Genomic DNA, 20142 nt, shown 5'->3' with positions numbered 1-20142 from the left:
CGACTCTGCCGGCGCCTCGCGGGCACACTAGGAGGCGCCTTTCCGCGGCGTCAACGCCGCCCGCCCCGATAATTGGCGGATATCCGCCATTCCCGCGCAGGGTGAGGCGCAAAACCCACGGAATCCGCGGCCCCGCGCAACGGCGTGAGACAAATCCCAGACGCGCCAACAAGACAAGCGAAGGGCGCGCACCGTCCCCGATGCGCGCCCCCTCCACCCAGGCCGGGTTGGTCAGTGCGGCCGGACGGCCGAACCATCCCCCGCCGCGCCGGACGCGGCCGCGGGCGGCGCCTCCGGCGGCTCTTCCCAGGTGATCGCCTCCGGCGCCCGCACCAGCGCCTTGGAGATCACCTCATCCACATGGCTCACCGGCAGGATGGTGAGGCCCTTCTTCACGCTGTCCGGAATCTCGGCCAGGTCCTTCTCGTTCTCCTTCGGGATGAACACCGTGGTGACGCCAGCCCGCAGCGCCGCCAGCAGCTTCTCCTTCAACCCGCCGATCGGCAGCACGCGGCCGCGCAGCGTGATCTCCCCGGTCATCGCCACATCCTTGCGGACGGGAATGCCCGTGAGGACCGAGACGATGGACGTCGCCATGGCGATGCCCGCGGAAGGCCCATCCTTGGGCGTCGCGCCTTCCGGCACATGCACATGGATGTCGCGCTTCTCGAACAGCGTCGGCTTCAGCCCGAAGCTCGGCGCGCGGGAGCGCACATAGCTCATGGCCGCGCTCACGCTCTCCTGCATCACGTCGCCGAGCTTGCCGGTCGTCTTGGTCGCGCCCTTGCCGGGCACCACGACCGATTCGATCGTCAGGATCTCGCCGCCCACTTCCGTCCAGGCCAGGCCGGTGACGACACCGACCATGTCCTCCGCCTCGGCCTCGCCGTAGCGGAACTTCCGCACCCCCGCGAACTTGTCGAGGTTCTTGACCGTGACCGCGACCTTCTTCGCCTTCTTGGAGACGATCTCCTTCACCGCCTTGCGGGCGATGCCGGCCAGCTCGCGCTCCAGGTTGCGCACGCCCGCTTCCCGCGTGTGGTAGCGGACCATGTCGCGCAGCGCGTCCTCGCTGATCGTCCACTCCCCGGCCTTGAGGCCATTGGCCTCGCTGACCTTCGGGATCAGGTGGCGCTTGGCGATCTCGACCTTCTCATCCTCGGTGTAGCCGGGGATGCGGATGATCTCCATGCGATCCAGCAGCGGCTGCGGCATGCGCAGGCTGTTGGCGGTCGTCACGAACATCACGTCCGAGAGGTCGTAGTCCACCTCCAGGTAGTGGTCGTTGAAGGTGCCGTTCTGCTCGGGGTCCAGCACCTCCAGCAGGGCGGAGGACGGGTCGCCGCGCCAGTCGGCGCCCAGCTTGTCGATCTCGTCCAGCAGGAAGAGCGGGTTGGAGGACTTCGCCTTCTTCATCCCCTGCACGACCTTGCCGGGCATGGAGCCGATGTAGGTCCGCCGGTGGCCGCGCACCTCCGCCTCATCCCGCACGCCGCCGAGCGACATGCGCACGAAGTTCCGCCCCGTCGCCTTGGCGATGGACTTGCCGAGCGAGGTCTTGCCCACGCCGGGCGGGCCCACCAGGCACAGGATCGGGCCGCGGATCTTCGGGCTGCGGGACTGAACCGCCAGGTACTCGATGATCCGTTCCTTGATCTTCTCGAGCCCGTAGTGGTCGGCGTCCAGCACCTTCTCCGCCGCCTCGATGTCGTTGCGGATCTTGGTCTTCTTCTTCCAGGGGATCGACAGGATCCAGTCGAGGTAGTTGCGCACCACCGTCGCTTCCGCCGACATGGGCGACATGGTCTTGAGCTTCTTCAGCTCCGCCATCGCCTTGTCGCGCGCTTCCTTGGAGAGCTTGGTCTCCTTGATCTTCTTCTCGAGCTCGGCGGTCTCGTCCTTGCCGTCCTCGCCCTCGCCCAGCTCCTTCTGGATCGCCTTGAGCTGTTCGTTCAGGTAGTACTCGCGCTGCGTCTTCTCCATCTGCCGCTTCACGCGGCTGCGGATGCGCTTCTCCACCTGCAGGACGCCGATCTCCGATTCCATATGCGCGAAGACGCGCTCGAGCCGCGGGCCCACGCCCACGATCTCCAGCAGCTCCTGCTTCTCGGCGATCTTCAGGTTCAGGTGGCTCGCCACCGTGTCGGCCAGCTTGGCCGGCTCCTCGATCTGGTTGATCGAGACGAGCACCTCCGGCGCGATCTTCTTGTTGAGCTTGATGTACTGCTCGAACTGCGCGACCACGGTGCGCGCCAGCGCCTCCAGCTCCCGCGCCTCGGAAGCCGGGTCCTCCGCAACCTCGGAGAAGGCCTCGAAATACGGGTCGGTGCCCTTGTAGGCGGCGATCTTCGCGCGGCGCCCGCCCTCCACCAGCACCTTCACCGTGCCGTCCGGCAGCTTCAGCAGCTGCAGCACGGTGGAGACGGTGCCGACCTGGTAGAGGTCGTCCACGCTCGGATCGTCCTGCGCCGCGTTCTTCTGCGCGACGAGGAGGATCTGCTTGTCGTCGCGCATCACCGCTTCCAGCGCGCGGACGGATTTCTCGCGCCCTACGAAGAGCGGCACGATCATGTGGGGGAAGACGACGATGTCGCGCAGCGGCAGGACGGGAAGCAGTTCGCCGCGCGCGGGTTGGGTGGGATTGGCCGCCATGTCGGACCTCACTCAGGACAGTCGGCGCGGGGTCCGCCCCCAGGACGATCCCACCACGGGGGCCCTGGTTATCGGCACGGGCCCCGGCGCCACGGGGTTGTCATCCAGATGGGTCCCCTGCTCCGCGGCCACAAGGCGGGCCTGCCATGCTGGCAGCGCCTTCCTGAACGGACCGCCGGCGCCAGCTTCTGGGGACCGGTCATCGTCAGCGCAGTCCTGGCGCCCGATCAGGCGCTAGTCTGCTCCACAGGGCGTTCACCGTAGATGAACAGCGGGCTCGCGCGGCCCTCCGCCACCTCGCGGTTCACCACCACTTCCTCGACATCCTCCAGCCCCGGCAGGTCGAACATGGTGCCGAGCAGGATGCTCTCCATGATGGACCGCAGGCCGCGGGCGCCGGTACGGCGCTGGATGGCGCGCGTCGCGACGGACCGCATGGCGTCCTCGGTGAAGGTGAGCTTCGCCCCCTCCATCTCGAACAGCCGCTGGTACTGCTTCACCAGCGCGTTCTTGGGCTTGGTCAGGATCTCGATCAGCGCCTTCTCGTCGAGGTCCTCGAGCGTCGCGACCACGGGCAGGCGGCCGATGAATTCGGGGATGAGCCCGAACTTCAGCAGGTCCTCCGGCTCCACCTCGCGCAGGATGGCGCCCGTGCGCCGTTCATCCGGCGCCCGCACCTCGGACCCGAAGCCGATGCCCGAGCCCTTGCCCCGCGCCGCGATGATCTTCTCCAGTCCCGCAAACGCACCACCGCAGATGAACAGGATGTTCGTCGTGTCCACCTGCAGGAATTCCTGCTGCGGATGCTTGCGCCCGCCCTGCGGGGGGACGGAGGCGACGGTGCCTTCCATGATCTTCAGCAGCGCCTGCTGGACACCCTCGCCGCTCACGTCGCGCGTGATGCTGGGGTTGTCCGACTTGCGGCTGATCTTGTCGACCTCGTCGATATAGACGATGCCGCGCTGCGCGCGCTCCACATTGTAGTCGGCGGCCTGCAGCAGCTTGAGGATGATGTTCTCCACATCCTCGCCGACATAGCCGGCCTCGGTCAGCGTCGTCGCATCGGCCATGGTGAAGGGCACGTCGAGGATGCGGGCCAGCGTCTGCGCGAGCAGCGTCTTGCCCGAGCCCGTCGGCCCGACCAGCATGATGTTGGACTTCGCGATCTCGATGTCGCCGGACTTCCCGCCATGCGCCAGCCGCTTGTAGTGGTTGTGCACCGCGACGCTGAGGACCTTCTTCGCATGGTCCTGGCCGATGACGTAGTCATCCAGCACCTTGCAGATCTCGCGCGGCGTGGGCACGCCATCGCGGGACTTCACGAGGTGCGTCTTGTGCTCCTCGCGGATGATGTCCATGCACAGCTCGACGCACTCGTCGCAGATGAACACGGTCGGTCCGGCAATGAGCTTCCGGACCTCGTGCTGCGACTTCCCGCAGAACGAGCAGTACAGGGTATTCTTCGAGTCGCCGGACTTGCTCATGCGCGCTCCGAAAGCCTCATGCCCCGGTCGCCTGGCAGGCTGACGGCGCGGGACGCCCACCCCCCGGCTGGGGAGCGGCAACGGGTGAATGTAGCCCCGCCTCGCGGCGGGGGAAAGCATAACCCTGAACCAAGGGGCAGATCAGAAACAAGACGTGAACGAAACCCGAAGGGCCCGTTCCCGCCCCTGTTCCCCTGGTATCCCTGGCTCGGGCGAGGATGCGCGATCAGCTCTTCGGCGCTTCCACGGGCGGTGCCGGGCGCTGTTCCACCACCTGGTCGATCAGCCCGAAATCCCGGGCTTCCTCGGCCGTCATGTAGGTGTCGCGCTCCATCTTCGCCTCGATCTCGGCCAGTTCCTGGCCGGTATGGTGCACGTAGATCCGGTTCAGCCGCTCGCGCGTCTTGAGGATCTCGCGCGCCTGGATGGCGATGTCCGTCGCCTGGCCCTGCGCGCCGCCGGAGGGCTGGTGGATCATCACCTGGCTGTTCGGCAGGGCGTAGCGCTTGCCCTTGGCGCCGGCGGTCAGCAGCAGGCTGCCGGCGGAGGCCGCCATGCCGATGCACACGGTCGAGACCGGGCTGCGGATGTACTGCATGGTGTCGTACATCGCGAGGCCCGCCGTCACCACGCCGCCCGGGCTGTTGATGTAGAAGGCGATGTCCTTGTTCGGGTTCTCGCTTTCCAGGAACAGCAGCTGCGCGCAGATCAGCGACGCCACCTGGTCGTAGATCGGGCCGGTGAGGAAGATGATCCGCTCCTTCAGCAGGCGCGAATAGATGTCGTAGGCCCGCTCGCCCCGTGCCGTCTGCTCGACGACCATCGGGACGAGGGAGTTGTTGTAGATCTCGACCGGATCGCGGTCCCGCATGGTGGTCCCTTTCATGCCCCGCCGCCGGCGGGGCTGCAGCCAACGCACAGGCCCGTCACGGGGCCTGCCCTCGAAGGCGATTCTCTACGATTGATATTAATGTGGGGAAACCAGGGCGACGCGCAAAGCCCCCCTGTTGCTGCATTTCCCCAACCACTTCCCGGCATCGTCCAGGCGCGCGCAGATGGGATGCCGCCCGCCGGAACGCAAGCGGGGCCGGCACCCGCCAAGGCGCCGACCCCGTTCATGCGCAGGGCCCGGCGCCCCGAGGGACGCCGCCCGCCGCCGTGCCGATGGCCCCGCCTGGTCAGGCGGCCTCCGCCGCCTGCGCGGTCAGCTCCGCCGGGGTGATCGTCGTCTCGTTCACCTTGGCCAGCTCCAGCACGAAATCGACCACCTTCTCCTCGAAGATCGGCGCGCGGAGGTTCTCGACCGCCTGCGGGTTCTTCTGGAAGAACTCGATGACCTGCTTCTCCTGCCCCGGGTAGCGGGAGGCCTCCTGGCGCATCGCGGCGCCTAGCTCCTCGTTCGTCACCTGGATGTTGTTGGTGCGGCCGATCTCGCTCAGCAGCAGGCCGAGCCGGATGCGGCGCTCCGCGATGGCGCGGTAATCCGCCTTCAGCGTGTCCTCGTCCTTGCCCTGGTCGTCGGCGTCGAGCTTGCCGGCCTTCAGGTCCTGCTCCACGCGCTGCCAGATCTGGGCGAACTCGCCCTCCACCATGCCGGCCGGCACCTCGAAGCTCGCCCGCTCCGCCAGCGCGTCCAGCAGCTGGCGCTTCACCTTCAGCCGCGCCAGCGAATCGTATTCGCGCTGCAGGTTCTCCGTCACCGTGTTGCGCAGCGCGGCCACGTCCTCCAGGCCCAGGCGCTTGGCGAATTCGTCATTCACCTCCGGCAGCACCTTGGTCTTCAGCGACTTGGCCGTGATGGCGAAGACCGCGTCCTTGCCGGCCAGCTCGGCCGATCCGTATTCGGCCGGGAAGCTGACGGAGATGTCCTTCTTCTCGCCCGGCGTCATGCCTTCCAGCTGCTCGGTGAAGCCGGGGATGAAGCCATCGCCCGCGACCTCGATCGGCATGTCGGCCGCGGTGCCGCCCGGGAAGGGCTCGGCCAGGCTGCCATCCTCGTTCTTCAGGCGGCCTTCGAAGTCGCAGACCAGCACCTCGCCCTTCGCGGCCGGGCGGGCTTCCGCCACGTCCTCGGTGGTCGCCAGGCGCCCGCGCATGGTGTCGAGGAAGCCATCGACCTCCGCATCGCCCGGCACCGCCTTCTGGCGGTCGAGCGCGATGCCCGCGAAGTCCGGCATCGGGATCTCGGGCAGCAGCTCCAGCTCGACCTTGTATTCCAGGTCGGCGCCGTCGCTGTAGTTCACCAGGTCCACCTTGGGCTGCATGGCCGGGCGCAGGCCGCGCTCCGTCAGCAGCTGGCGCATGGATTCGTCCACCGACTGCTCCAGCACCTCGCCGGACACGGCGGTGCCGTAGCGCTGCTTGACGACGGCGGCCGGCACCTTGCCGGGGCGGAAGCCGGGCAGGCGCAGGTCGGCGCCAAGTTCCTTCAGCCGCTTGTCACGGCGCTCCGCCAGGGTCGCCGCCGGAACGACGACCTGGAACGCCCTTTTCAGCCCCTCTGCGGGAAGCTCGGTGACCTGCATTTCGGACCTTCTTTATCCTGAGGGCGCCCCGGGTCGTTGGTGGCCCGGATGCGCGGCACGCTGGAAGCCCGCCCCCCTAGCGGCTTGGGGGCGCGGCGGCAATGGGGGGCTTGCACCAACGGGGGTTGGAGTGACCTGCGGCCGACGAAGCCGGCCGAGGCCGCGAATGCGGCCCGCCGCCAGTGCGGCGGGCCAAGGCCGCGGATGCGGCCGCCCGGCGCCTGAGGGAAAGGCAACGAAATCATGCGGGCGGAGGGACTCGAACCCCCATGGCTTGCGCCACTGGAACCTAAATCCAGCGTGTCTACCGTTCCACCACGCCCGCGCGGGCCGCTGGATACCGCGCCGCGGCCCCCTCCCGCTACCCCCCGATGGCCCGCCCCGCTCAGCCGGCCGGGCGGCGGAAGGCGAAGAGGTTGCTCAGCCAGTTCACCGGGTCCGCGGTGACCACATGCGTGTCCTCCCGCACCTCCAGCACCTCCAGCCCCGTCTGCCGCGCCAGGGCGAAGATGGCGGGCTGGGGCAGGATATGCACCTCCATCCCCGGCGGCCCGGCGCCATCGGCCAGGTAGGCCTCGATGGCGAAGCCGTAGCCCATCCGGTGCGTGGCCATCTGGAACATCGCGACGCCGCCCGGCCGCAGCCCCGCGAAGGCGATCGCCAGCAGATGCGCCGCGACCGGCGGCGGGTTGTGCTGCAGCACCATCCGGCTGAACCAGAAATCCCACCCCGCCCCCGCCGGCATCGGGGATGCGACGGTGCTGCGGTGCCAGGCGACGTTGTCCACGATCCGCGCCGCCGCCTGCTCCGCCGCCAGCGCGAGGTGGGAGGGGGAGATGTCGCAACCCGTCACCCGGTCGAACAGCCGCGCCAGGGCGAGCGTCGCGCGCCCCACGCCGCAGCCGAACTCCACCGCCTCCGGCAGGGATTCGGGGGTGATGCCGTGCCGCGTCAGCACGCCCTCCACCAGCTGCGCATCGGCGATGCCGGTGGCGTAGAAGGTGTCGATGCTGGTGCTGATCGCGTCCGGGCGGAAGCGGTCCTGCGTCAGCACGGACCAGTGCGGCGCCTCCCGCCCCACCTGGTCCCAGTAGCGGCCGGTGCGCTCCAGCATCGCCGCCAGCTGCTTGGGCGTGGCCGCGGTCTCGATCGCCAGGGCCGGCGCGCCGATCGGCAGCCGCGGCTCCGCGCGCGGCCCGCTGCGGGCGCGGTATTCGTCGGAATGCAGGAAGCGGTTCACCAGCTCCCCGGCCGAGGTGACCTGCGCCAGGTGCCGTTCCAGCACCCCGTCATTCTCCGGCTCCCGCCCCAGGAACATGCGGTAGCAGGCGCGCACATCCTCGGGCGTGGGAGCGATGCCGGCGGCCCCCGGCCGCCGCTGCCGTTCGGGGCGGGGCGGCTTGGCCGCCGGGGCGGGCGGCGGGACCGGGGGCGGCGCGGCCGCCACCGGCCGCGCCACCCCCGGCCCCGCCACCCCCGGCTTGCCGGCCAGGGCCGGAATCGGCCGCACCACCGCCCGCCGCGCGGGCTTGCCGCCATCCGCGCTCATCGAATGCGCCTCGCCGGCGCGGCGGGGCCGAGCAGCGCCGCCGCGCAGGCATCCAGGATGGCATCCGCCCCCAGCCCATAGGCCGCGTAGAGGTCCGGGATATCCCCCGCCTGGCCGAAGCGATCGACGCCGAGCGGCACCACGCGCTGCCCCCGCACGGCGCCGAGCCAGCCATGCGCCGCCGGATGCCCATCGAGGATCGTGACCAGCGCCGCATCGCGCGCCAGCGGCGCCAGCAGCCGCTCCACCGCGCTGGTCCCGCCATCGCGCCGCGCCGCCAGCCAGCCCTGGTGCAGCCGGTCGGGGGAGGTGATGGCCATCAGCCCCGCCCCCGGCACGTCCTCCCGCACCGCCTCGAAGGCTTCCAGCGCCTCCGGCGCCACCGGCCCCTGGTAGCACAGCGCGAGTTCCGCCCCCGAAGCCGGCGGCACCACCCAGTAGCCGCCCGCGATCACGCCTTCCGCATCCAGCCGGCGTTCCGGCTGCGCCAGCGCGCGGGTGGACAGCCGCAGCCACACGGCACTGCCATCGGGCTTCTGCATGTGGTCGAAGGCGAAGCGCATCAGCACCGCCAACTCATCCGCGTAGGCGGGCTCGAAGGCCACCAGCCGGTCCTGCGCCATGCCGATCAGCGGCGTGTTCACCGACTGGTGCTGCCCGCCCTCCGGCGCGAGCGTCAGGCCGGATGGCGTGGAGACCAGCAGGAAGCGCGCATCCTGGTAGCAGCCATAGATCAGCGCATCGAGCCCGCGGTTCACGAAGGGGTCGTACACCGTCCCGATCGGCAGCAGCCGCGCCCCGTTCAAGGAATGCGAAAGCCCCAGCGCGCCCAGCAGCAGAAACAGGTTCTGCTCGGCGATGCCGAGCTCGATGTGCTGCCCCTCCGGCCCCATCCCCCAGCGCTGCGCACTCGCCAGCTTGGCATCCCGGAAGACGTCGTTCTTCAGGTGCCGGTCGAAGATGCCCCGCCGGTTCACCCAGGGGCCGAGATTGGTGGAGACGGTGACATCCGGGCTGGTGGTGACGATCCGCTCCGCCAGCGGCCCGAACTCCCCATGCCCGCGCCCGATCTCGGCCAGGATCTCGCCGAAGGCGGCCTGGGTGGACATCATCCGCCCCGGCGGGATGCGGGGCGATGGCAGGGCGGCCGGCACCTTCACCGGGGGCGCGGACAGGGCGCGTCCCTCCGGCGCGATGGGCCTGGCGAAGGGCACGGCGGCCAGGAAGGCCTCGACCTCCGGCGCCGGGACCTCCAGCCCCTCGAACCGGTCCCATTCATGGCCGTCGCGGATGCCCATGGCGGTCTTGAAGGCCGCCATCTGCTCCTTCGTCATCAGCCCGGCATGGTTGTCCTTGTGCCCGGCGAAGGGCAGGCCCATGCCCTTGATGGTGTAGGCGATGAAGCAGGTGGGCTGGTCGCCCGCCGCATCCTGCGCCCGGAACGCTTCCGTCAGCGTCTCGATGTCGTGGCCGCCGAGGTTCGTCATCAGCGCGGCCAGTTCGTCGTCGCTCAGCGGGTCGATGATGGCCCGCACCCCCGCCACCCGGCCGAGATCCGCCAGCACCGCGTTGCGCCAGGCCGCGCCCCCCTGGAAGGTCAGCGCGGCATAGAGGCTGTTGGGGCAGTCATCGATCCAGCGGCGCAGCGCATCGCCATCCTCCCGCGCGAAGGCGGCTTCCAGCTTGCGGCCGTATTTCAGGGTGACGACGTTCCACCCCATGTCGCGGAACAGCCCCTCGATCCGGCCGAACAGCCGGTCGGGCACCACGCTGTCCAGGCTCTGGCGGTTGTAGTCCACCACCCACCAGACATTGCGGACATCGTGCTTCCAGCCCTCCAGCAGGGCCTCGTAGATGTTGCCCTCGTCCAGTTCCGCATCGCCGACCACCGCCACATGCCGCCCCGCCGGAATCTCCGGCCGGCCGATGCCGTGCAGGCGCACATAATCCTGCACCAGCGAGCCGAAGGTGGTCAGCGCCACGCCCAACCCCACCGAGCCCGTGGAGAAATCCACCTCCGCCCCGTCCTTCACCCGGCTCGGATAGGGCTGGATGCCGCCGAACTGCCGCAGCGTCGCGAGCTTCTCCCGCTCCTGCCGGCCGAAGAGGTAGTTGATGGCGTGGAAGACCGGCCCCGCATGGGGCTTCACCGCCACCCGGTCCTGCGGGCGCAGCACCTCGAAATACAGCGCCGCCAGGATGGAGACGGAGGAGGCGCAGGAGGCCTGGTGCCCGCCCACCTTCAGCCCATCCCGGTTCGGGCGGATGTGGTTGGCGTTGTGGATCATCCAGGCGGAGAGCCAGAGCAGCTTGCGCTCCAGCTGGTGCAGCACGCGAAGGCGATGGGATTCCGCCAGGGGCGAGGCGTCCTGGCGGATCGGGCGTTCAGCGGTCATCCTCGCCTCCTCGGGTTCATGGCGCGAAGATAGGGGTTCGCGCCGGTCAAGCGAAGCATCTCAGCCCGAGGCCCGCCACCAGCGCCAGGTCACGGCCAGCGCCACCAGCCCCTCCACCCCCATCAGCGCGGTCGCCGCCGGCGCGCCGATCCAGTCCGCCATCAGCCCGAGATGGAGAAACCCCAGCAGCCCGAGCCCCACGCAGACCGACAGCACGCCAAGCGCCCGGCTGCGCTCCTCCGGCGGCATGGCGATATAGACCAGCGTCGCCTGCATGGTGGCGAAGCCCGCGCCCCCCGCCCCCATCACCACCAGCGCCGTCCCCGCGCTGATCACGCCGGGCGCCAGGGCGAAGGCCGTCGCCATCGCGCAATAGAGCGCGCATCCCCCGATATAGACCGGCCGGTACCAATGCGCCGGCGCCCGCGCGGCCAGCGCCATGGCGGCCAGGAAGGCGCCCACGCCATCCATGCTGGCCAGCAGCCCGACGCCATCGGGGCCAAGCCCCAGCGTCCCCGCCCCGATCACCGGCACCATCGAATTCGCGGGCCAGCCGAACAGGTTGTAGATGATGGTCACGATCAGCACGCCCCGCATGCCGGGCTGGCGCAGCACCAGGGCGAAGCTCTCCCGCGTGTCGCGGATGACGGAAAGCGGCCGGCTGGTGACGGTGCTGCGGTGGCGCACCCGCAGCGCCGCCGCGGCCGCGAAGGCATAGAGCGCGAAGGACAGCGCGAAGGCCGCCACCGGCCCCTGCGCCGCCAGGATCGCGCCCCCCAGCGCCGGCCCCGCCACCCGGCTGGCATTGTTGGCGACCACGTCCAGCGACATGGCGGAGGCCATGCGCGTGGTGCCCACGATCTCCCCCAGCATCATCCGCCGCACCGGGTTGTCGGTGGCCCAGGCGATGCCGGAGACGAAGGCGGCCAGCCCCAGCAGCCAGACCGGCGGCTGGCCGGACAGGCACAGCACCACCAGCCCCGCCGCCACCATCGCCTGGCAGCACACCACGCCGACCAGCGCATGGCGCCGCTGCATGCGGTCCGCCGCCACGCCCAGCGTCGCGCCGAACAGCCCCATGGGCAGCAGCCGCACCAGCGTCATGGCGGCCACGAGGAAGGGCGATTTCGTCTGGTCATAGACCACGACGGCGATGACCAGCATCTCCAGCCAGCGCGCGATGGAGATGAAGGAGCCGACGAGCCAGAGGCGCCGGAAATCCGGCACCCCCAGAACCCCTGTCGTTGTCACTCCCTGGAACAAGGCGGACCCGGCGTTGTTGCCGCGATCCTTGCAGCGGATGGGGCGCGGCTCAATCCACCGGGCTGCGCGCGGGACGCGGGGCGCTCAGGCCCCTGGCGCATTGCGCCTCCCACCCCGGCGCGGCCTCCAGGCCGAGCGTCCCGGCCAGCAGCGCGCAGAGCAGCCCGGCGCGCAGCGGCCAGGCTTCCGCCGGTGGCGGCGCCAGGCCCATGCGCATCCGCGGGCCTGCGGCATCCAGCGCGATCGCCGCCGTCACCCCCTCCGCCACCGGCACCGCCGCGCCGGGGCCGAGCACGACGAGGATCCCGCCCTCCCGCCGCAGGGCCGGCAGCGCCGCCTCCAGGGGCTCGGTGGCCTCCACCACCGCGGCGCCCGCCGCCGCCAGCGCCGCCACCAGCCTCTCCCGCAGCCCGGGCGGCCAGGCGGGGGAAGGCGCCAGCACCACCGTGGCATCGCCGGAAAGCCAGCCCGGCGGGCGAAGCACCAGCCCCGCCGGCACGCCCCCGCTGGCCGCGGGGAACAGCACCTCCTGCACCGGGAAGCCATCCGCCCCGCTCGCCCGGCAGGGGCCGGCCGCGGCCAGGCCCGCCAGCGCCACCCCCAGCCACCACCGCCCCGCCATCGCCAACCTCCGCCCCGTCGATGCGGGGCGGAGACTGGCGAAGGGGCGCCTCCGCGGTCCCGAAAGCGGGGGGAAGCCGCGCCGAAATCAGTCCGAAATCAGCGGCCGGGCGGCGCTATTCCAGCGTCACCGTCACCCGCAGCACGGCCACGGGATGGGGCGGGCTGCGATGCGCCAGGTCATTCGCCACCAGCCGCCGGTCCGCATTGATGTGAAGCGGCACGTCCCGGACCATGCGGGAAGCCTGGCGCAGGTTGATGACGGCAACGCCGGACCGGCCCGTGGGCGTCAGCGACGCCACCGGCTGGCCGGGCAGGTCCGGGATCACATGCAGGCGGATCGAGGAGCCGAGGTTCTCCACCGCCAGCAGGGTCGCCACCGGCCGGCCATCGAGGACCAACGCGGTCGGCGCCAGGCAGGGGGCATCGGCCACGCAACGCAGCGTGGCGCGTTCCTCCAGGCTGCCATCCTCGACGCGCTGCTCCACCAGCACCCGCAGCGGAGCGGCAGGCTGGGCCAGCGCCCCGCCGACGGTCATCGCCACCGCGAAAGCGGCCCCCAGCACAAGCTTCATGCGAACCCCTACACGAACCCCTTGGCCAGCTTGCGGATGGCGGAGGACGCCGCGCGCCGCCCCTCCCCCGCATACTCCTCATGGTAGTCCTCGATCTTCGCGGGATCGTAGCGGTAGTTCACCATCAGCCCGAAGGACTCGCGGAAGCCCTTCTCGGAGGTATCGCCGCGCCAGTTCAGCCGCTCCACCCGCGCGCCGTTGCTCAGGTGGAAATGCGCGACGGGGTCGCGCGCGCGCTTCGGGCTGCGGCCGCTCTCCGCCAGCAGGTAGCGCGCGCAGGCGCGCATCAGCACGGGCTCCAGCGCCTTGCCCAGCGGCTCCTCCCGCCCCGGCAGGCGCCGGGCCAGGACGCGGCGCAGCGTCTGGGCCGGCGTCTCCGCCTTGGCCGCCGCGCCATCCGGCCCCGCGATCGCCAGCTCCCCCGGCACCAGGGCGCGCAGCGCCGCCGCCTCCTCCTCCGTCACCAGCGCCGCGTCGCCGGCCTCCAGCCTGCCTTCCATCCAGCGGCGGAAGCCGGGGATGGGGGAGAGGGTGGCGAAGCAGTCGAGGTTGCCGAACTCCGCGCCCAGCACCTCCACCACCCGCTTGATGAGGAAATTGCCGAAGGAGATGCCGTCCAGCCCGCGCTGGCAGTTGTTGATGGAATAGAAGATGGCGGTGTCGGCCTTCTTCGGGTCCTGCACCGGCGCCTTCTCGTCCAGCAGCCCCTGCACGCTGGCGGCCATGCCCTCCACCAGCGCGACCTCGACGAAGATCAGCGGCTCATCGGGCATGCGGGGGTGGAAGAAGGCGTAGCAGCGGCGGTCGGAATCGAGGCGGTTCTTGAGGTCCCGCCAGGTGCGGATGCGGTGCACCGCCTCATACCCCACCAGCTTCTCCAGCAGCATGGCGGGCGATGCCCAGTCGATCCGTCGCAGCTCGAGAAAACCCACATCGAACCAGCCCGCCAGCAGGGTGCGGAAATCGGCCTCCAGCGCCTGCAGCAGGGGCTCGCCCTCCATCCGGCCCATCAGGTCGGCGCGCAGATCGACCAGGAACTTCACCCCGTCCGGGATGGTGGTGAACTGCGTCAGCAGCCGCAGCCGCGGCGGGTCCAGCACCCGGCGCAGCGCCGCCTTGGCCGCCGCGCGTTCCGCCACGTCGGTCGCCGCCGCCACGCGGTTCCAGGCCGCCGTCACCGCCGCCGCATCGGAATCGAAGGCCGCCAGGGCGCGCAGGAACTCGCCCCGCCCCGCATGGTCCGCCGCCAGGTAGGATTGCGCCAGCTTGGCGGCGCGGGACCGGGCGGAGACCTCGCCGCCCCGCGCCTCCAGGCAGGCGCGCATCTGCGCGGCGATGCCCTCCTCCTCGCCCCCGGTCACGGAGGATGCCATGTCCCGCCACAGCGTGGTCACGCGCCGGAGGGCGCGGTCGAAAAGCCCGGCGGGGGCGGCAAGGTCCGACATCACGGATCCTTTCTGCGTGTTTCAATCACTCTGCCCGAGAAGCCCCCGCCGCGTCGAGCAACCTTGCCGCGAGGACAGGTGGAAGGTGGTCCGCGATGTCCTCCGCCACCAGCCCCGGGCCGATCCGCGCTGCGGCTTCCCCATGCAGGAAGCAGGCGGCGCAGGCGGCCTCGAAGGCGGGCATTCCTTGCGCAAGCAGCCCCGCCACGATCCCGGCCAGCACATCCCCCGTGCCGCCGGTGGCCAGCCAGGGCGGCGCATTGGCGTTGATGGCGATCCGCCCATCCGGCGCGGCGATGATGCTGTCCGCCCCCTTCAGCAGCACCACGGCGCCGGTGCGTGCGGCGGCCGCCCGCGCGGCGGCCGGGCGGTCCTCCCCCGGCGTGCCGAAGACGGCGGAGAACTCGCCGGCATGGGGCGTCAGCACGGCGGCGCCGGCCAGCGCCTCCGGATCGCCGGTGGCGGCGCGCAGCGCGCCCGCATCCGCCACCACCTGCCGCCCCGCCCCGATCACCCGGCGCAGCAGCGCGCGCGTCGTGCCATCGGGCGGCAGGCCGGGGCCCAGCACCCAGGTGCCGATCCGCGCATCCGCCAGCAGCGCCGCCGCGCCCGCCTCGCTGACCATCGCGCCGGGGTCGCCGGCGCGCAGCACGGCCGCCGTCGCCGCATCCGGCGCCAGCAGGGTCAGCAGCCCGGCCCCGGCCCGCCGCGCCGCCCGCGCCACCAGCCGCGCCGCCCCCGTCATCCCGGCCCCCGCCACCACCGCGACATGGCCGCGCGCGTATTTGTGGGCCTCCGCCCCCGGCACGGGCAGCCGCCACAGCCCCGGCCCGTTGCGCCAGGCCCGCGGCGCGATGCCCCCCAGCACGGCGGCCGGCAGCCCGATATCCGCCAGCACCACCGCCCCGCAGAGCGCCCGGCCGGGATGCAGCAGGTGCCCCGGCTTCAGCCGGAAGAAGGTCACGGTCAGCGCCGCCCCCCGGGCGAAGCCCCGCACCGCCCCCGTCGCGCCATCGACGCCGGAGGGCACGTCCACCGCCACCACCGGCGCCGCCACGGCCCGCAGCACCGATTCGGCCAGCCCCTCCACCGGCCTGGACAGCCCCGCCCCGAACACCGCATCCACCACCAGCCCCGCCTGCGCCGCGCGCCCGGCGGAGAATTCCACCACCGGCCCCCGCCAGCGCGCCGCGACCGCCGCCGCATCCGTGCCCGGCCGGGGCGGCGCCAGCGCGGCGAGGGCCACCGGCCACCCCGCCTGGTCCAGCAGCCGGGCCACCACATAGCCATCCCCGCCGTTGTTCCCCGGCCCCGCCAGCACCAGCGTCGGCACCGGCCGGAAGCGCCGCATCACCGCCCGCGCCACCGCCCGCCCCGCCGCCTCCATCAGCGTGAGGCCCGGGACGCCCCCCGCGATCGCCGCCGCATCGGCGCGCGCCATCTCATCCGGTGTCAGAAGCTCGTCCATGCCGGCAGCCTATCGAACCCGGCGGGCGCTGGCGCGCTGCGATCGCATGCGAATCATGCTCCCCCCCACGCTCCTCGCCGCCCTGCTGGCCCTGCCTGCCGCCGCGCAGCAGCTGGACCGCGAACCCGCCGCCAATTCCCGCCCACCGCCCACCCGGATGGAGGGCGACCGCGCCGGCTCGCCCACCGCCCCCGCGCAGCCCCCCGCCGGCACCGGCGCGCCCCGGAACGAGCCCCCGCGCACCGCCCCGCCCCCCGGCCACGCCACGCTGCCCGCCCCCGCCGTGCCCGGCCAGCGCCAGCCCGAGCACAGCGAGGGCGCCGGCCAGGCCGGCCAATCCCCGATCGGCCCGCGCCCCGGTGCCCGCCCTGATGCCAGCACCACCCGCGCCCAGGAAGGCCCCGCCCAGCCCCGCTGACGGCCCGCCGCAGGACCGCGACGCCAGGATTTGCTAGGCTTCCCGCGAACCGGGACATGGAGTCGCAGGCATGGCCTTCATCGTGGCGGTGGCGCAGCGCAAGGGCGGCGCCGGGAAATCCACCCTGACCGCCAACCTGGCCACGGCGCTGGCCGGCAGCGGCGCCCGCGTGGCGCTGCTGGACACGGACCCCCAGCAGACCCTGGCGCGCTGGGGGGCGGAACGCGCCAAGGCCGGCCGCCGCGCCACCCACCTCGACATCGATGCCCCCGCGGGCTGGCGCGTGCCCGCCGCCCTCGACAAGCTCCGCCGCAGCCACGACTTCGTGCTGCTCGACACGCCCCCCCACGCCGACACCGACGCCAAGATCGCCATCCGCGGCGCGGATTTGGTCCTGGTCCCCCTCCAGCCCTCCCCCGCCGATCTCTGGGCCATGGACGCGACGCTCGACCTGGCGCGGGGGGAGAAGCGGCCCGCCGCCATCGCGCTGAACCGCGCCCCCGCCACCGGCAAGCTGCTCACCATGGTCCAGGCGGAGATCGCCCGGCGCGGCCTGACGCTGCTGGCGCCGGCCATCGGCAACCGCGCCGGCATCGCCCAGGCCTTCGCCGCCGGCCTCGGCGTGACCGAATCGGCCCCCGCCTCCGTCGCGGCGGAGGAGATGCGGGCGCTGGCCGCCACGCTGAAGGGCCTGCGAAACGGATGAAACGCGCCCGCTTTGCGCCCTTCCCCATCCCCGGCTATTGCCCGTCATCCGATCGACACACGGCCTGGCCACAGGAACACTAGGACATGGCGAAGGCGACGGGCGCCAAGGGCACCCGATCCAGGATCACCGCGGCCAAGCCCGCCATGCGCAAGGCCGCCGCGATCGCCGAGGCCATCACACCCCCGCCGCGCCAGCGCGGCCTGCTGCCGGAGGTGCCGCGCCAGCGCGGCATGGCGCCCGATGCCGGCGTCGAGATCAGCGAGGACGCCTTCCCCGAACTCGATGCCGTCGCCGCCATCCAGCGCGGCCTGCATGCCTACAACCAGGAGATGGGCGGGGATTACGACCGTGAGCCGGTGACCCTGCTGGCCCGCGCGCCGGACGGCACGGCCCGCGGCGGGCTGCTCGGCCTCACCTTCTGGGGCTGGCTGTTCATCGACTGGCTCTGGCTGTCGCGCGACCTGCGCGGCAAGGGCGTCGGCTCCGAACTGCTGATGCGGGCGGAAGCCATCGCCCGCGACCGCGGCTGCGCCCATGCCTATACCGATACCTTCAGCTTCCAGGCGCCGGATTTCTGGACGCAGAACGGCTACAAGGAATTCGGCCGGCTGGATGGCATGCCCGCGGGCCATGCGCGGATCTGGTTCCGCAAGGCCCTCTGAGCACCATGCTCCCCCCGCTCCGCCCCTTCACCGCGCCGGACTGGGCGCCGCCGCCGCCCGCGACGGCCCGGCCGGAGCTGATCCTGCATATCGGCCAGTCGAAGACCGGCACCTCCTCCATCCAGCGGGTGCTCGGCGCCCGGCGGGCGGAGCTCACCGCCCTCGGCGTCTGCTACCCGGCCTCCCCCGGCTGGGCGAACCACGGCATGCTCCCCGCCTCCCTCGTGGCGCCGGAGGCGCTGGGCCATTTCAACCCGGCGCTCTGGGAAGGCATGGGGGCGGAAGCGCGGCTCGCCCGCTTCCGGCGCGAATTCGCGGCCGAGATGGCGGCCCTGCCCGCCACGACCCGCCTCATCATCCTCTCCGCGGAGCAATGCTCCGGCCTGCTCGCCACGCGGGACGCCATCGCCCGGCTGCGGGACCTGGTCGCGCCCTTCGCGGGCCGCATCCGCGTGGTGATGTATCTCCGCCGGCAGGACGCGCATTTCGCCAGCGGCTACACCCAGGCGCTGCGCGTCGCGCAGATCAGCCCGCCCGGCCTGCCGCCCTATGGCCCCGACCGCCTGCCGCAATACGACTATGCCGCGCTGCTGGACAACTGGGCCGCCATCTTCGGCGAAGCCGCGATCGAGCCCCGCATCTTCGAACGCGCCAGCATGGTCAACGGCGACGCGGTGGATGATTTCCTGGCCCTCGCCAACATCCCCCTCGCCGTCCCCTCCGACGACCCCGACCGCTACAGCAACCTCTCCGTCACCCCCGCCGCCATCGACCTGATGCGCCGGATGGGGGAGGCGATGCGCGAGACGCCGGAGGGTCTTTCCGCCGCCTCCCCCGCCTGGCGCCGCTTCGTGGCCGCGGTGTCGGACGCCATGCCCGGCCCCGGCTGGAAGCCCGCCCCGGCGGAGGCCGCCGCCTTCCTCGCCCGCTATGCGGAGGTGAACGAGGCGACGCGCCGCCGCTGGTTCCCCGCCCGCCCCGCCCTCTTCGCGGAAATGCCCGCCGCCGCCCCGGCGGAAGGCCCGCCCGCGCCGCCACCCCCCATCGATACCGAAGCCGCGCTGGGCGCCGCCTGCACCCTGCTGCTGCATGAGATGAAGGCGAATGCGCAGCGGGAGGCGCAGCTGCTGGTCCAGCAGGGCCGGCTGCTGGACCGGCTGGGGGAGGAAGCGCCTGCCGCCAACGCCTATCGCGCCGCGCTGCGCGTGGTGCCGGACCACCCGGTGGCGCAGGCCCGCCTGGCCGATTTCGCCCTCGCCGCCGGCGATGTGGCGGGGGCGGCGGCACACCACGCCGTGCTGCTCCGCAGCCACCCGAACCACCCGCAGACCCAGCGCCTGGGCCGCCTGCTGGCCCGCCCTGGCGCCGCGCCCGCCTGACCCTTATCGCCGCGCACCCCGCGACCCTCACCGCCGCGCACCCCGCGACCCTTACCGCCGCGCACCCCGCACGACTTCCCGCCGCCAGATGTAGAGCCCGGCCGCCACCAGCACGCCGAAGCCCAGCAGGTCATAGCCATCGGGCCATTCCGCCCAGATCCCGATGCCGACGATCATCGTCCAGATGATCCCCGAATACTCGAAGGGCGCCAGCAGCGTCGTCTCCCCCCGCCGGTAGGCCGCCGTCATCTGCAGCTGCGCGAGCGCGGAGGCGAGGCCGATGCCGACCAGCAGCGTCCATTGCCAGGCATCCGGCGTCACCCAGACCGGCACCGTGGCCGCCGCGCTGGCCGCCGCGCTGATCAGCGCGAACCAGATGACGATGGCGACGCCGCTCTCCCCCGCCTCCCCCATGCGGCGGATGGTCATCATCGCCAGCGCCCAGCCCACCGACCCCAGCAGCACGATGCCGACGGAGATCGGCGGCAGCGCCGCATCCCCGGTGGCGAAGGGCCGCACCATGATCAGCACGCCGACGAAGCCGACCACCACGGCCGACCAGCGCCGCCACCCCACCTGTTCCTTCAGCAGCACCACCGACAGCGCCGTCAGGAACAGCGGCATGGTGAAGCCCAGCGCCGTGACCGTCGCGATCGGCAGATTCGCATAGCCGTGGAAGGCGCCGAACATGCCGAACATGCCCCACAGCGCGCGCTGCAGGTGCTGGCCGGGATGGCGCGTGCGCAGCGCCTCCCACCCCCCCGCCCGCGCCAGCAGGACCAGCAGCAGCGGCAGCGCGAAGAGGTTACGGAACAGCACCACCTGCGCCACCGGCAGCGCCGTGCCGATGGCCTTCACCATCGCCGCGGCCACGGTGAAGGTCGCCGAGGCCCCGATGACGAGGAGGATCGCCCGGGTCCGGGCGGCACGCAGCGAATCAGACGATACGGGTGGGGACATGGACCTTCCTGGCCCCCGAAGCTACGGTCCTGGCCG

16 protein-coding genes and 1 tRNA gene are annotated in these 20142 nt (G+C 71.9%); 4 read left to right on the top strand and 13 right to left on the bottom strand.

Annotated elements, in window-relative coordinates; genetic code table 11:
• Positions 1-231 precede the first annotated feature (231 nt).
• From lon to JJI54_RS20835, 12 genes are all read right to left on the bottom strand, one after another.
• Entirely contained in the window at positions 232-2652 is a 2421-nt protein-coding gene (gene lon / locus JJI54_RS20890) for an endopeptidase La (RefSeq protein WP_203074995.1), read from the bottom strand.
• Positions 2653-2879: 227 nt separating this feature from the next.
• Positions 2880-4136: an ATP-dependent Clp protease ATP-binding subunit ClpX gene (gene clpX, locus JJI54_RS20885; protein WP_203074994.1), complete on the bottom strand. Its 1257-nt coding sequence runs from the start codon at positions 4134-4136 to the stop codon at positions 2880-2882.
• Positions 4137-4362: 226 nt separating this feature from the next.
• Entirely contained in the window at positions 4363-5007 is a 645-nt protein-coding gene (gene clpP / locus JJI54_RS20880; protein WP_203074993.1) for an ATP-dependent Clp endopeptidase proteolytic subunit ClpP, read from the bottom strand.
• A 307-nt stretch (positions 5008-5314) separates the two neighbouring features.
• The gene (gene tig, locus JJI54_RS20875) at positions 5315-6661 is read right to left on the bottom strand and encodes a trigger factor (RefSeq protein ID WP_203074992.1); all 1347 of its coding nucleotides are present in this window, start codon (positions 6659-6661) and stop codon (positions 5315-5317) included.
• Positions 6662-6905: 244 nt separating this feature from the next.
• Positions 6906-6986 (bottom strand) — tRNA-Leu (locus tag JJI54_RS20870).
• A 60-nt stretch (positions 6987-7046) separates the two neighbouring features.
• On the bottom strand, positions 7047-8210 hold the full coding sequence (locus JJI54_RS20865; protein WP_203074991.1) for a class I SAM-dependent methyltransferase: 1164 nt from the start codon (positions 8208-8210) through the stop codon (positions 7047-7049).
• Positions 8207-10606: a 1-deoxy-D-xylulose-5-phosphate synthase N-terminal domain-containing protein gene (locus tag JJI54_RS20860; protein WP_203074990.1), complete on the bottom strand. Its 2400-nt coding sequence runs from the start codon at positions 10604-10606 to the stop codon at positions 8207-8209. Before JJI54_RS20860 ends, JJI54_RS20865 begins: the two co-directional genes overlap by 4 nt.
• A gap of 60 nt (positions 10607-10666) precedes the next feature.
• Entirely contained in the window at positions 10667-11833 is a 1167-nt protein-coding gene (locus tag JJI54_RS20855) for an MFS transporter (RefSeq protein ID WP_203074989.1), read from the bottom strand.
• A gap of 85 nt (positions 11834-11918) precedes the next feature.
• Positions 11919-12491: a hypothetical protein gene (locus tag JJI54_RS20850; protein WP_203074988.1), complete on the bottom strand. Its 573-nt coding sequence runs from the start codon at positions 12489-12491 to the stop codon at positions 11919-11921.
• Between the two features lie 115 nt (positions 12492-12606).
• Positions 12607-13065: a hypothetical protein gene (locus tag JJI54_RS20845; protein ID WP_203074987.1), complete on the bottom strand. Its 459-nt coding sequence runs from the start codon at positions 13063-13065 to the stop codon at positions 12607-12609.
• An 8-nt stretch (positions 13066-13073) separates the two neighbouring features.
• Positions 13074-14510 carry a malonyl-CoA decarboxylase gene (locus JJI54_RS20840; RefSeq protein WP_203074986.1) on the bottom strand — a complete coding sequence of 479 codons (1437 nt, stop codon included), beginning with the start codon at positions 14508-14510 and terminating at the stop codon, positions 13074-13076.
• A 25-nt stretch (positions 14511-14535) separates the two neighbouring features.
• The gene (locus tag JJI54_RS20835) at positions 14536-15978 is read right to left on the bottom strand and encodes an NAD(P)H-hydrate dehydratase (RefSeq protein ID WP_226381950.1); all 1443 of its coding nucleotides are present in this window, start codon (positions 15976-15978) and stop codon (positions 14536-14538) included.
• Between the two features lie 55 nt (positions 15979-16033).
• Between JJI54_RS20835 and JJI54_RS20830 the strand changes: the two genes are divergently transcribed.
• The 4 genes from JJI54_RS20830 (at position 16034) to JJI54_RS20815 (ending at position 19146) form a co-directional block, all read left to right on the top strand.
• Positions 16034-16396 (top strand): hypothetical protein, encoded by a 363-nt coding sequence (locus JJI54_RS20830; RefSeq protein WP_203074985.1) that lies wholly within the window; start codon positions 16034-16036, stop codon positions 16394-16396.
• Between the two features lie 70 nt (positions 16397-16466).
• Positions 16467-17102, top strand: a complete 636-nt coding sequence (gene parA, locus JJI54_RS20825; RefSeq protein WP_203074984.1) for a ParA family partition ATPase — start codon at positions 16467-16469, stop codon at positions 17100-17102.
• An 86-nt stretch (positions 17103-17188) separates the two neighbouring features.
• The gene (locus JJI54_RS20820; protein ID WP_203074983.1) at positions 17189-17767 is read left to right on the top strand and encodes a GNAT family N-acetyltransferase; all 579 of its coding nucleotides are present in this window, start codon (positions 17189-17191) and stop codon (positions 17765-17767) included.
• A gap of 5 nt (positions 17768-17772) precedes the next feature.
• On the top strand, positions 17773-19146 hold the full coding sequence (locus JJI54_RS20815; RefSeq protein ID WP_203074982.1) for a hypothetical protein: 1374 nt from the start codon (positions 17773-17775) through the stop codon (positions 19144-19146).
• Positions 19147-19197: 51 nt separating this feature from the next.
• Here JJI54_RS20815 and JJI54_RS20810 read toward each other — a convergent pair whose 3' ends face one another.
• Positions 19198-20106, bottom strand: a complete 909-nt coding sequence (locus JJI54_RS20810) for a DMT family transporter (protein WP_203074981.1) — start codon at positions 20104-20106, stop codon at positions 19198-19200.
• Between the last annotated feature and the right edge of the window lie 36 nt (positions 20107-20142).

The organism is Falsiroseomonas ponticola, from assembly GCF_016805305.1.
Taxonomy (GTDB): Bacteria; Pseudomonadota; Alphaproteobacteria; order Acetobacterales; family Acetobacteraceae; genus Falsiroseomonas; species Falsiroseomonas ponticola.
The sequence above is the reverse complement of the archived record's forward strand: the minus strand, read 5'-3'. Positions and strand labels throughout refer to the sequence as shown.